The sequence below is a fragment of the Streptomyces sp. NPDC059567 genome (assembly GCF_042735655.1).
Classification (GTDB): Bacteria; Actinomycetota; Actinomycetes; order Streptomycetales; family Streptomycetaceae; genus Streptomyces.
The window spans coordinates 22,665-36,807 of sequence record NZ_JBHWBS010000047.1 but is presented as its reverse complement, the minus strand read 5'-3'; the positions used below and the strand labels follow the sequence as shown (position 1 = coordinate 36,807).

Annotated in this window: 2 protein-coding genes; both read right to left on the bottom strand. The window is 75.3% G+C overall.

Translation table 11 applies throughout. The annotated features are described in order from the left end of the window. Positions 1-2,241: type I polyketide synthase (locus ACFVZW_RS21325; protein WP_384523494.1), on the bottom strand; the 2,241-nt coding region annotated here is incomplete at its 3' end. Continuing rightward, positions 2,238-14,138, bottom strand: a complete 11,901-nt coding sequence (locus ACFVZW_RS21320) for an SDR family NAD(P)-dependent oxidoreductase (protein WP_384523492.1) — start codon at positions 14,136-14,138, stop codon at positions 2,238-2,240. The genes ACFVZW_RS21325 and ACFVZW_RS21320, both read right to left, overlap by 4 nt. Positions 14,139-14,143 lie beyond the last annotated feature (5 nt).

Below are 14,143 nucleotides of genomic sequence, written 5' to 3'. Positions count from 1 at the left end.
TCTCTCCTCCCGCGGTGGGCCCCCGTGGGCGCGGCGCCCGCGCGCGGACTCAAGTAGCGGCCCGGGCGGGGGTTGTGCCGCGACGCCGTCCTCCAGGGTGAGCACCCCGGCCGCGTGGGCGGCGGCCAGTTCGCCCACGGAGTGCCCGATCACGAAGTCCGGTACGAGACCGTGGTGCTCCATGGTCCGGAACAGGGACGTCTCCAGGGCGAAGAGGGCGGCCTGCGCGTACTGCGTCCGGTCCAGGAGCGCGGCGCGCTCGGTCCGCGGCGCCGCGAACACGACCTCCCGCAAGGGGTGTTCCAGATGCTCGTCGAAGAGCCCGCACACCTCGTCGAAGGCGGCGGCGAACACCGGATGCGCTCCGTACAGCTCCCGGCCCATGCCCACCCGCTGGCTGCCCTGGCCGGTGAACAGGAACGCGGTGCGCGCCCGGCGGTCGGTCCGGCCCCGCACGACACCCGCGGACCTGGCCCCGGCCGCGAGGTCCGTGAGACCACGCAGCAGCGTCTCGCGGTCCTCGCCCAGGACGACCGCCCGGTCCTCCAGCGCCGGGCGGGTGGCGAGCGCGTCCGCCACCTCGGCGGGCGTGAGGGCGGGGTGGTCCGTCAGGTGTTCCAGGAGCCGGCGAGCCTGCGCGGCCGGTGCCTCGGCGCCACGACCGGAGAGCGGCCAGGCGGTCACCGGGAGCGGGGCCGCCTCGGCCGGGTCCGGCTCCGCGCCGCCGTCCGGGACCTCCCCTTCCGGGGCTTCGGGCGCCTCCTCCAGGATCAGATGCGCGTTGGTGCCGCTGATACCGAAGGAGGAGACGGCGGCCCGGCGCGGCCGGCCTTCCTCGGCCGGCCACGGGCGCGGCCGGGACAGCAGACGTACCGTCCCGCTCTCCCAGTCCACGTGCGGCGTCGGCTCGTCCGCGTGCAGGGTGCGGGGCAGCACCCCGTGGTGCAGCGCCATCACCATCTTGATGACGCCGCCGACCCCGGCCGCCGCCTGGGTGTGCCCGATGTTGGACTTGAGCGCGCCCAGCCACAGCGGACGGTCCGCGGACCGCTCCTCGCCGTAGGCGTTGACGAGCGCCTGCGCCTCGATCGGGTCGCCGAGCGTGGTGCCGGTGCCGTGGGCCTCGACGGCGTCGACATCGGCGGGGGCCAGCCGGGCGTTGTCCAGCGCCTGGCGGATGACCGCCTCCTGCGCCGGACCGTTGGGCGCGGTCAGCCCGTTGCTCGCGCCGTCCTGGTTGGTGGCGCTGCCCCGGATCACGGCGAAGACGTCATGGCCGTTGCGGCGGGCGTCGGAGAGCCGCTCCAGGACGATCAGAGCCGCGCCCTCGCCGAAGCCGGTGCCGTCGGCGGAGGCGGCGAAGGACTTGCACCGGCCGTCGGGGGAGAGTCCCCGCTGCCGGCTGAACTCGGTGAACAGGCCCGGGGTCGACAGCACCGTCGCCCCACCGGCCAGCGCGAGCGTGCACTCGCCCTGACGCAGCGCCTGGACGGCGAGATGGATGGCGACCAGGGAGGAGGAGCAGGCGGTGTCGACGGTGACGGCCGGCCCCTCGAACCCGAAGGTGTACGCGATCCGGCCGGTGGCGACCGAGGGAGCGGTGCCGTTGCCGATGAACCCCTCGACCTCCGCGGGGATGCGCGGCAGCCGCGCCGCGTAGTCGCTGTACATCAGGCCGGCGAAGACCGCCGTCCGACTGCCCCGCAGCTCCCGCGGGTCGAGCCCCGCCTGTTCGAGCGCCTCCCAGGTGGTCTCCAGGAGCAGCCGGTGCTGTGGGTCGGTGGCCAGCGCCTCGCGCGGGCTGAGCCCGAAGAAGCCGGCGTCGAACTCGGTGGCGTCGGGCAGGAACCCGCCGCTGCGCGTGTACGAGGTGCCGGAGCGGTCCGGATCGGCGTCGTACAGCGCGTCGAGGTCCCAGCCGCGGTCCTCCGGGAAGCCGCCGATGACATCGGTGCCGGAGTCCACGACCCGCCACAGGTCCTCGGGGCCGCGGATGCCGCCGGGGTAGCGGCAGCCGATCCCGACGACGGCGATCGGCTCCCGTGCGGCCGACTCGACCTCGGCGAGCCGCTGCCGGGTCTCGTGCAGATCGGCGGTGATCCACTTGAGGTACTCGACGAGCCGCTCCTCCTGGGAGGCGGCGCCCGCGGTGCCCGAAGCGGGCGTGTCGTCGGTGCCCGGCGCGCGCTCGGCGCCTCCGGTGCTGTGCGTGCTCTCGGTGCTGCTTGCCGGCGTCGTCACTTCGACCGGGCCTTCCTGCCGAATTCGCTGTCGATGAGGTCGAGAAGATCGGTGGCCGAGGCCGACTTGATACGGGCGGCCACGTCCGGTGCCGGGGCGGCCGAGGACGCGGTCGGCGCCTCGAGTCCGCGCAGCAGCTCCCGCAGCCGCCTGCCGACCTCCGTACGGGTGTCGGTGTCGTCGTCCGGGGTCCGGGCCAGCGCCCGCTCCAGGGCGTCGAGTCCGGCGAGCGGATCGGACACGGACCCGGCGCCCCCGCCCGCCGTCGCCCCGGCCGGGGTCTGCTCGGCGGCGGCCGCCTGTGCACGGGTGCGCAGCAGGGCGGCCAGCGCGGCCGGCGAGGGGTGGTCGAAGACCACGGTCGCGGGCAGCTTCAGCCCGGTGGCGGCGGTCAGGCGGTTACGGAATTCCACCGCCGTCAGGGAGTCGAAACCGAGCTCCTTGAACGACTGCTCGTCGTCGATGAGGGCCGGGTCGCTGTGACCGAGGACCACCGCTGCCGTCTCCCGCACCAGGTCGAGCACCAGTCGCTCGCGCTCCGACTCCGGCACCGAGACCAGCCGTTCGGCCAGGGACTTGGTCGCCGACGCGGTCGCCGCCCGGCGCGCCGGGGCCTTCACCAGGGCGGAGAAGAGCGGCGGAAGGAGCCCCGCCCCGGCCCGGCGCCGCAGCTCGGCGCGGTCCAGGCGCGCCGCGACCACGGCGGCCGGTCCGCCGGCCAGGGCGAGGTCGAGGAGGGCGAGCCCGTCCTCGGCCGTCAGCGGGACGACACCGTCGCGGCCGAGCCGGTCGCGTTCCCGGTCGCCGAGGTGGCCGGTCAGCGCGCTGCCGTCCTCCCACAGGCCCCAGGCCAGGGAGAGCGCGGGCAGTCCGAGAGCGCGGCGGTGCGCGGCCAGACCGTCCAGCAGGGCGTTGGCGGCGGCGTAGTTGCCCTGGCCCGCGTTGCCCACGACACCCGCGAGGGAGGAGAAGAGGACGAAGCCGGCGAGCGGCAGATCACGGGTGAGCTCGTGGAGATGGAGCGCGGCGTCGGCCTTGGGGGCGAGCACCGTGTCGAGCCGCTCCGGGGTCAGCGACTGAATCACCCCGTCGTCCAGGGCTCCGGCCGCGTGCACCACCGCCGTCAGCGGACGGTCGGCGGGCACGGTGGCCAGCAGTGCGGCGAGCGAGGAACGGTCGCCCGCGTCGCACGCCTCGATCCGGACCTCCGCGCCCAGCGCGATGAGTTCGGCGGCGAGCTCCTCGGCGCCCGGGGCGGCGGGGCCGCGCCGGCTGGTCAGCAGCAGGTGTCGTACGCCGTGCTCGGTGACGAGCCGGCGGGCGAGCAGTCCGCCCAGCGTGCCGGTCGCGCCGGTGACCAGGACGGTCCCGTCCGGGTCCCAGGCGTGCCGGGCCTCCCCGGCGGGCGGCGCGAAGCGCGGCGCTGCGGTGAGCCGAGGTGCGTACAACACACCGTCTCGCAGGGCGAGTTCGCCCTCGTCGGTCGCCACGGCCGAGGTGAGGGCGGCCAGCGAGGCGGCCGAGCCGTCGTGGTCGACCAGGACGATCCGGTCGGGGTTCTCGGTCCGTGCCGTGCGCAGGAGTCCCCAGACGGCGGCGGCCACCGGGTCGAGGTCGTCCCCGTCCCGCACGGCGACCGCGCCGCGCACCGCCACCAACAGCCGCCCGGCGGCTAGGCGTTCGTCGTCCAGCCAGTCGCGCAGCAGCGCGAGCAGTCCGGTCAGCGAGGCCCGCACGTCGGCGCCGGTCTGCGCGGTGCCGTGCGGCGCCCCGTCCTGCGGCGCCCCTTCCGTCCGTGCTCCGGCGCGACCGTACGCCCCCGGGAACGAGGCGACGACCGTGTCCGGCAGCCGTACGGTGCCGTTCGCGACGGCCGCGCCGAGCTCGGCGGGACCGGCGAACACGGTGGCCCCCAGGATCCCCGCGAGCTTGTCCGTGTCCTCCCCGAGCACCGCCCACGCGCCCTCCGACGAGGCCGGGGCCTGCGCCGAAACGGTGACCGGCCCGGTCCATTCGACCGTGTAGAGGGGCAGGTCTCCCGCGCCCCGCGACCGCAGCGCGGCCAGCTCCGCCGCCGGCAACGGACGCAGCGCCAGCGCCTCGCACTCGGCGACGGGCGCGCCGTCCGGGTCGGTGACCCGGAGGGCGACCGAGGTCTCCCCGGTCCTGGTCAGCCGCACCCGCAGCGCCGTGGCACCGGTGGCATGCAGGGTCACCCCGCTGAAGGAGAACGGCAGCAGGACCTCGTCCGCCGCCCCGGCTCCGCCGGCCGGCGCGAGCGCCAGCGGGTGCAGGGCCGCGTCGAACAGCGCGGGGTGCAGGGCATGGCCCGAGGCGTCGGTGCCTTCGGGAAGGGTGACCTCGGCGTAGAGGTCGTCGCCGTCGCGCCAGAGCGCGGTGAGGCCCTGGAAGAGCGGCCCGTAGGCATAGCCGCGGGCGGCCAGTTCGTCGTACGCGCCGCCCAGGTCGACGGGCTCGCCGGACGGCGGCCAGGCGAGCTGCCCGGCGGGCGATCCGGCCGGCGCGAGGGCGCCGGTGGCGTGCCGGATCCAGCCGGGGTCGTCGCCGGTGCGCGAGTGGATCGCGAGCGGCCTGCGGCCCGCCGCGTCGGGGGCGCCGACGGTCACCTGGAGGGCCACCGTGCCCTGTTCGGCGAGCGTCAGCGGCGCCTCGAGGGTCAGGTCGTCGACCGCACCAGCGCCCGTCCGGTCCGCCGCGTGCAGCGCCAGGTCCAGGAAGCCGGTGCCCGGGAGCAGCGCGGTGCCCTCCACCGCGTGCTCGGCCAGCCAGGGGTGGGTACGGAGCGAGATCCGGCCCGTGAACACCACCTGGTCGCCCTCGGCGAGCGGGACGCTCGCACCGAGCAGCGGGTGCCCGGCCGCGTCCAGGCCGAGGCCGTCCGCGTCGACGGCCGTCCCGGACCCCTCCAGCCAGTAGCGCTGCCCCTGGAAGGGGTACGTGGGCAGTCCGGCCGGGTCCGCCGGGTGCCGCTCCGGACGCCACGCGCCGGGCGAGGTGCCCGCCACGTGCGCCTCGGCGAGCGAGGTGGCGAAGCGCCCCCGGCCGCCCTGGTCGCGGCGCAGCGAACCCAGCGCGACCGCCGGGGTCCCGGCGTCCTCGATCGTGTCCTGGATCGCGGTGACGAGCACGGGGTGCGGGCTCACCTCGATGAACGTGGTGTGCCCGTCGGCGAGCAGCCGGCGCACGGTCTCCTCGAAGAGCACCGGCTCGCGCAGATTGCGCAGCCAGTAGGCGCCGGTGAGCTCCGTGCCCGCGAGCGGGGCATGCGTGACGGTCGAGTAGAAGGGCACGTCCGCCGTGCCGGGGACGACCCCGGCGAGAAGCTCCCGCAGCTCCTCCTCCAGCGCGTCGACGTGCGGGGAGTGCGAGGCGTAGTCGACGGGGATCGTCCTGGCCCGGACGTTCTCGCCCGTGAGCAGCTCCTTGAGCGTCTCCAGGGCGTCGGCCGCGCCCGAGACGACCGTCGCGGCCGGGCCGTTGACCGCGGCGATGTACGTGTCGTCGAGCAGCCGCTCCCGCACGGTGTCCGCGGGCAGCTGGACGGACAGCATGCCGCCGGTGCCGGCGAGGCGGGTGATGGCCCTGCTGCGCAGCGCGGCGACCCGGGCGGCGTCGGCGAGGGTGAGCGCGCCGGAGAGGTAGGCGGCCGCGATCTCGCCCTGGGAGTGCCCGATCACGGCGGCGGGCTCGACGCCGTGGTGGCGCCAGAGCCGGGCGAGCGAGACCATCATCGCGAACAGCGCGGGCTGCACCACGTCGACGCGGTCGAGCTCGGCGGCCTGCGGATCGCCGGCCAGTACGGCCGTCAGGTCCCAGTCGGTGTGCGGGGCGAGCGCCTCGGCGCACTCCCGTACGTACCGAGCGAACTCGTCGCTCTCCGCCATCAGTTCACGGCCCATCGCGAGCCACTGGCTGCCCTGGCCGGGGAAGACGAACACGGCGCGGCCGGGTTCGTGACCCACGGTGGAGCCGGTGACCAGCCCCGGGGCCTCCTTGCCGTCGGCGAGCGCGTCGAGCCCGGCCAGCAGGTCCTCGCGGTCCCCGGCGGCGACGACGGCACGGTGCTCGAAGCGGGTACGGGCCGCGAGCGCGTCCGCGATCCGCTCGGCGGGGACGTCGGGGCGTCCGGTGGCGTACGCGCGGAGCTGCCGCGCCTGGTCCTTCAGGGCTTCCGCGGTCTTCGCCGACAACAGCCAGGGAAGCGCCGGGAGTTCCTCGCTCGCCGGCGCGGCGGCGAGGTCGGTGTCGGCCTGCTCGATGATGACGTGCGCGTTGGTGCCGCTGATGCCGAAGGAGGAGATGCCGGCCCGGCGCGGCTCGTCACCGGCCGTGTCCCACGCGCGGTCCTCGGTGAGCAGCCGCACGGTGCCGTCCGACCAGTCGACGTGCTCGGTGGGCCGGTCGACATGGAGCGTCTTCGGCAGCCTGCGGTTGCGCATGGCCATCACCATCTTGATGACACCGCCGACGCCCGCGGCCGCCATCGTGTGACCGACGTTGGACTTCAACGAGCCGAGCCACAGCGGGTGTTCGGCGTCACGCTCGCCGCCGTAGGTGTTGATCAGGGCCTGCGCCTCGATGGGGTCGCCGAGCCGTGTGCCGGTGCCGTGCGCCTCGACGGCGTCCACCTGCGCGGCGGTGAGCCGGGCGTTGGCGAGGGCCTGCCGGATCACCCGCTCCTGCGAGGGCCCGTTGGGCGCGGAGAGGCCGTTGCTGGCGCCGTCCTGGTTGGTGGCCGTGCCCCGCACCAGGGCGAGCACGGGATGCCCGTTGCGCCGGGCGTCGGAGAGCCGCTCCAGGAGCAGCAGGCCGGCCCCCTCACCCCAGCCGGTGCCGTCCGCGGAGTCCGAGAAGGCCTTGGAGAGCCCGTCGGGAGACAGCGCCCGCTGGCGGCTGAACTCGATGAAGCTCGTGGGACCCGCCAGGACGGTCGCGCCGCCGGCCAGCGCCAGCGAGCACTCGCCCTGGCGCAGCGACTGCGCCGCCAGGTGCAGCGCCACCAGCGACGACGAGCACGCCGTGTCCACCGAGACGGCCGGGCCCTCCAGACCGAAAGAGTAGGCGATGCGACCCGAGGCGACGCTGGCGGTGGTGCCCGTCGCCAGATACCCCTCGACGGCCTCGGGCGCCTGTCCGAGCCGGGTGACGTAGTCGCCGGCTACCACACCCGCGAACACGCCCGTGTCGCTGCCGCGCAGCGTCGTCGGGTCGATCCCGGCACGCTCAACGGCCTCCCAGGCCGTTTCGAGCAGCAGACGCTGCTGCGGGTCCATGGCCGTCGCCTCGCGTGGGTTGATCCCGAAGAACGCCGCGTCGAAGCGGTCGGCCCCGGTGAGGAACGCGCCGCGCCGTGTGTACGAGGTCCCGGAGCGCGCCGGATCGGGGTCGTAGAGACCCTCGGTGTCCCAGCCCCGGTCCTCGGGGAAGTCGGTCACCGCGTCCGTGCCGGCGGCCACCAGCCGCCACAGGTCCTCGGGCGAGGCGACCCCGCCCGCGTAGCGGCAGGCCATGCCGACGATGGCGATCGGATCGTCGTCGCCGGGCGCCACCGCTCCGGACGCCGGCCGCACACCGGCGGGCGCCGGGGCGGAAGCGGTCTCGCCGAGCAGCCCGGTCCGCAGATGGGCGGCGAGCGCCGCCGGGGTCGGGTGGTCGAAGACCAGCGACGAGGGCAGACGCAGTCCGGTCGCGGAGTTGAGCCGGTTGCGCAGCTCGACCGCGGTCAGGGAGTCGAAGCCGACGTCCTTGAACGCCCGTTCCGGGGCGAGGGAGTCGGCGGCGCCGTGGCCGAGGACGGCCGCGGCCTCGGCCCGTACCAGCGCCAGCAACTGCCGGTCGCGCTCCGCCTCGTCGAGGGCGGCGAGCCGCTCCGCCAGCGAAGCGGCGCCCGCCGAGGCCGCCCGCCCGCCCGTGGCCGCCCGCCGGGTCCGCGGCCGGACCAGGCCGCGCAGCAGCGGCGGCAGGGTGCCGGACTCGGCGCGGGCCCGCAGTGCGGGCAGATCCAGGCGGAGCGGGACGAGCAGGGGCTCGTCGCAGGTGAGCGCCTCGTCGAAGAGGGCGAGGCCGCGTTCGGGGTCGATCGGCGCGAAGCCCGCGCCGGCCAGCCGGGCGCGGTCGCCGTCCCCGAGCGCGCCGGCCATGCCGCCGGCCGCCGCGTCGTCTCCGCCGCCCCAGAGACCCCAGGCGAGGGAGACACCGGGCAGGCCGTTGGCACGGTGGTAGGCGGTGAGACCGTCCAGGAAGGAGTTGGTGGCCGCGTAGTTGGACTGCCCGGCGTTGCCGACGATCCCGGCGAACGAGGAGAACACCACGAAGGCGGCCAGGTCCAGATGGCGCACGGCGTCCGTCAGATGCCAGGCGGCGTCCTGCTTGGGCCGCGCGACCGTGTCGAGCCGCTCCGGCGTCATCGACTCGATGGTGCCGTCGTCCAGCACACCGGCCGTGTGCACGACGGCCGTCAGCGGGTGCTCGGCCTCGACGGCGGCGACCAGCCGGCGAACGTCCGCCGCGTCGCCCGTGTCGCAGGCGACCACGGTGGCGCGGGCGCCCAGCGCCGCGAGCTCGGCGACCAGCTCGTCCGCGCCCGGGGCCTCGGGGCCGCGCCGGCTCGTGAGCAGCAGGTGCCGCACTCCGTGCCGGGTGGCCAGATGGCGGGCGAAGTGCCGCCCCAGGGTGCCGGTGCCGCCGGTCACGAGCACCGTGCCGTCGGGGTCCAGGGCCCGCGGCAGGGTCAGCACGACCTTGCCGACGTGCCGGGCCTGGCCCAGGTACCGGAACGCGTCCTGCGCCCGGTGGATGTCCCATGCCTCCACGGGCGGCGGAGCCAGCCGGCCCGCCTCGAAGCGGGCCCGCAGCTCGGTCAGCATCTCCTGGATGCGGTCGGGACCGGCCTCCATGAGGTCGAACGACCGGTAGACGACACCCGGGTGCGCCTCGGCGACCCGCTCGGGATCGCGGATGTCCGCCTTGCCCATCTCGATGAACCGGCCACCGCGCGGCAGCAGCCGCAGCGACGCGTCGACGTAGTCGCCGACGAGCGCGTCGAGGACCACGTCCACGCCCCGGCCGTCGGTGGCGGCGAGGATCTCCCGCTCGAAGTCGAGCGTGCGGGAGTTCGACAGATGGGCGTCGTCGAAGCCCTGGTAGCGCAGCGCGTCCCACTTGGCGGGGGAGGCCGTGCCGTACACCTCGAGACCGCGGTCGCGGGCGATCTGCGTCGCGGCCATGCCGACACCGCCGGCGGCGGCGTGGATCAGCGCGGTCTGGCCGGCGCGGGCGTCGGCCAGATCGGTCAGCGCGTACAGGGCGGTCAGGAAGACCACGGGCGCCGCGGCGGCCTGGGCGAACGACCAGCCGCGGGGGACCCCGGTCAGCAGCCGGTGGTCGGTGACGGCGACGGGCCCCGCCGCGCCCTCGGTGAACAGGCCCATCACCCGGTCGCCGACGGCCACCGAGGTCACCCCGGCACCGGTCTCCAGGACGTATCCGGCGCCCTCGCTGGCGATCGGCGCCTCGCCGGGGTACTGGCCCAGGGTGATGAGGACGTCGCGGAAGTTCAGCCCCGCGGCCCGCACCGCGACCCGCACCTGACCCGGCGCGAGCGGCGCGTCGGGGGCCTCGGCGGGCAGCAGAGCCAGGTTCTCCAGCGTCCCCTTCGCGGTCGAACCGAGCCGCCAGCCGGGCGAGTCCGCCGGAACCGAGAGCCGCCCCTCGGGTGCGGAGGCGCTCAGCCGGGCCGCGAGGACGGCGCCGCGGCGGATCGCGAGCTGGGTCTCGTCGGCCGTCTCCAGCGCCGCCCCGAGGGCCCGGTACGAACCCTCCTCGCGATCCACGTCGATCAGCAGGAAGCGGCCGGGGTGCTCGGTCTGCGCGGAGCGGACCAGCCCCCACACGGCCAGGCTCTGGTCCCGGATCGGCTCGTCGTAGCGGGTGGAGACGGCGTTGCGGGTGACCACGACGAGGCGGGAGCCGGCGAACCGCTCGTCCGCCAGCCAGCGCTGGATCAGCCCCAGCATGCGGTGCGGCGCCTCGCGCGCGATCTCCACCGGGTTGTACGTGCCCTTGGACGGGCGCCCCGGAGTGAACGGCAGCAGCACCTCGGCAGGCACCGGAGCGTCGGCGGCGGCCAGCGCGTCGAGGTCGGCATGGCACACCACGCCCTCGCCCAGGGCCGCGGTGACTCCGATGACGTCCGGGCCCACCACCGCCCGGACGGGCGCGGCCGCTTCGGTCCGGGTGTCGGCGGAGCCGGGAACGGGCCGCCAGTCCACCCGGAACAGGGCGTGGGACCGGTCGCCGGAGGCGGTGGACGCCGAGGCGAGGTCGGCAGGGCGGATCAGGAGGGAGCCGACGGTCACGACCGCGTCGCCCTCGGGGTCGGTCGCGGACAGCGCCACCGTGTCGGCGCCGGAGCGGGTCAGGCGGACGCGCAACCGGCCCGCGCCGGTGGCATGCAGGGCGACGTCCGACCAGCTGAACGGCAGCCGGACCGAGTCGGGCGCGCCTCCCACGAGATCGAGCAGCAGCGGGTGGAGCGCGGCGTCGAGGAGGGCGGGGTGGACCGGGTGGCCGAGGGGGTCGGCTTCCTCGGGCAGGGCGATCTCGGCGTACAGGTCGTCGCCGTCGCGCCAGGCCGCCGTGAGGCCCTGGAACGTCGGGCCGTAGGCGTAGCCGTGGGTGTGCAGGTCCTCGTAGAGGCCGGTGAGGTCGACGGGTTCGCCGGGCGGCGGCCAGGGGAGGGCCTCGGGCGCCGTGGTGGCGGCGGTCAGCGTGCCGGAGGCATGCCGGGTCCAGGACTCGGCGTCGTCACCGCGCGCGTGGATCGTGAACGCGCGGCGGTCGGGCCCGGCGGCGTCGACGACCAGCTGGAGGTCCACCGAGCCGCGCTCGCCGAGGATCAGCGGGGCTTCGAGGGTGAGTTCCTCGACGGTGGGGGTGTCGGTGTGGCTCGCGGCGTGCAGGGCGAGGTCGATGAAGGCCGTGCCCGGCAGGAGGGTGGTGCCGGAGATGGTGTGGTCGGCGAGCCAGGGGTGGGTGCGCAGGGAGATCCGGCCGGTGAGGACCAGCTGGTCGGTGTCGGCGAGGGTCACCAGGGCGCCCAGGAAGGGGTGCCCGGCGGAGACGAGTCCGGCGGAGGTGACGTCGGACGCGCCGGCGTTCGTCCGCTCGACCCAGTAGTGGTCCTGCCGGAAGGGGTAGGTCGGCAGGTCGTCGGGGTGGGCGGGGGTGTGGGCGGGCTGCCACGTCGTGGGCGTGTGGCCGCCGGTGTGCAGACGCGCCAGCGCGCCGGCGAGGGTGTGTGCCTCGGAGGCCTTGCCACGCAGGGTCGCCGCCAGGGTCGCGGGCGTGGTGAGGGTGTCCTGCGCGAGCGCGGTCAGGGTGGCGTCGGGGCCGAGTTCCAGGTAGCGGGTGACGCCACTCGCTTCGAGGTGCTGAATGCCCGGGTGGAAGCGGACGGCTCCGCGGATGTGCTCGGACCAGTAGCCGGGGGTAGTGAGGTCGTCGCCCGTGGCGGGGAGTCCGGTGACGTTGGAGACGACCGGGAGTTTCGGCATGCGGAAGGTCAGTTCGCCGATGGCCTGGCGGAAGTCGTCGAGGACGCCGTCCATGTGGGCCGAGTGGAAGGCGTGGCTGACGGTCAGGCGCTTGGCGCGGCGGCCGAGACCGGTCCAGTGCGCGGCCGCCTCGGCGACGGCGTCGTCGTCGCCCGAAAGGACCGTCGCACGGCGCCCGTTGAGCGCGGCGATCGTCAGCCTGCCGTCGAAGCCGGCGAGGAAGGAGCGGACCTCCTCCTCGGTCGCCTGCACCGCCAGCATCCCGCCGTCGGAGCGGGCGGACTGCATGAGCCGGCCCCGGGCGGCGACCAGGGTGACCGCGTCGGACAGGTCGAGGACCCCGGCGGCGTGCGCGGCGGCGATCTCGCCGATCGAGTGGCCGATCAGCGCGTCGGGGGTGAGGCCGTCGTGCTCCAGGGTCCGGTGGAGCGCGGTCTGGAGCGTGAACAGCGCCGCTTGCGTGTACTCGGTCCGGTTCAGGAGCTCCGCGTCCTGGCCCCACATGACCGAGCGCAGGGGGCGGTCCAGGAGACGGTCGAAGAGGGCGGTGATCTCGTCGAAGGCGGCGGCGAACACCGGGTGGGTCTCGTACAGTTCGCGGCCCATGCCGAGCCGCTGGCTGCCCTGGCCGGTGAAGAGGAAGGCGGTCTTGCCGGGGGTGACGGTGCCCACGGTCACGCCGGGGGCTTCGGCGCCTTCGGCGAGTGCGGCGAGGCCGGCGAGGAGCGTGGTGCGGTCGGCGGTGTCGACGACGGCTCGGTGGTCGAAGCGGGTACGGGCGGCCAGCGAGGCGGCCACGTCCTGGACGGGTGTCTCGGGCTGCCGGGTGGCGTAGGTGTGGAGGCGGCGTGCCTGCTCGCGCAGTGCCTCGTCGCTCTTGGCCGACAACAGCCAGGGAAGCGCGGCGAGTTCGGGGGTCTCGGGTTCGTAGTCGGACGGGGCCTGCTCGATGACGACGTGCGCGTTCGTGCCGCTGATGCCGAAGGAGGAGACGCCCGCGCGGCGCGGCCGGTCACCCGCCGTCGTCCAGGGCCGCTCCTCCTCGAGCAGCCGCAGCGCCCCGTCCGCCCAGTCGACGTGATCGGACGGCCGGTCGACATGGAGGGTCCGCGGCAGCACGCCGTGGCGCATCGCCAGGGCCATCTTGATGACGCCGGCGACGCCCGCCGCGGCCTGCGTGTGACCGATGTTGGACTTGATCGAGCCGAGCCACACCGGCTCGTCGGCGCCCCGGCCCTGGCCGTAGGTGTTGATCAGGGCCTGCGCCTCGATCGGGTCGCCCAGGGTCGTGCCCGTGCCGTGCGCCTCGACCGCGTCGACCTGGTCGGCCGTCAGCCGGGCGTTGGCCAGGGCCTGCCGGATGACGGCCTCCTGTGCCAGGCCGTTGGGCGCGGTCAGACCGTTGCTGGCACCGTCCTGGTTCGCGGCCGTACCGCGGATCACCGCCACCACCGGGTGGCCGTTGCGCCGAGCGTCCGACAGCCGCTCCAGGACGAGCAGCGCGGCGCCCTCGCTGAAGCCGGTGCCGTCGGCGCCGGCGGCGAACGCCTTGCAGCGGCCGTCGGCCGCGAGCCCGCGCTGCCGGCTGAACTCGGTGAACAGCACCGGGGACGACATGATCGTGGCACCGCCCGCCAGCGCCAGCGAGCACTCGCCCTGGCGCAGCGACTGGGCGGCCAGGTGCAGGGCGACCAGCGAGGCGGAGCAGGCGGTGTCGATGGTGAGCGCGGGGCCCTCCAGGCCGAGCGAGTACGCGATCCGGCCGGAGACCACGCTGGTGGTGTTGGTGACGAGATAGCCCTCCAGCTCGGGGCGTACCTCCTCCGGGCGCGCGTAGTCCTGGGCGATGGCGCCGACGAACACCCCGGTGTCGCTGCCGCGCAGCGTGTCCGGGGAGATCCCGGAGCGCTCCAGGGCCTCCCACGCCGTCTCCAGGAGGACCCGCTGCTGCGGCTCCATCGCCTCGGCCTCGCGGGGGCTGATGCCGAAGAACTCGGCGTCGAACCGGTCCGCGTCGTGCAGGAAGCCGCCCTTGGCGACATACGTGGTGGCGGGGGCGTCGGACTCCGGGTCCGGCGCGTGGAGCCGGTCGAGGTCCCAGCCGCGGCCCTCGGGGAAGTCCGTGATCGCGTCGCCGCCGGCGGCGAGCAGCCGCCACAGGTCCTCGGGGCTGCGCACATCGGCCGGGAAACGGCAGCCGATACCGACGATCGCGATCGGCTCGTGCGCCGCGGACTCGGCGTCGGTCAGCCTCTGCCGGGTCTGCTGCAGGTCGGTCGTGACCCGCTTGAGGTAGTCCCGGAGTTTCGCTTCGTTGGCCATGAACC

What these genes read in the sequence shown, in the direction of transcription:
- ACFVZW_RS21320 (WP_384523492.1), bottom strand. Translation starts at nt 14,138, where the DNA reads ATGGCCAACGAAGCGAAACTCCGGGACTACCTCAAGCGGGTCACGACC.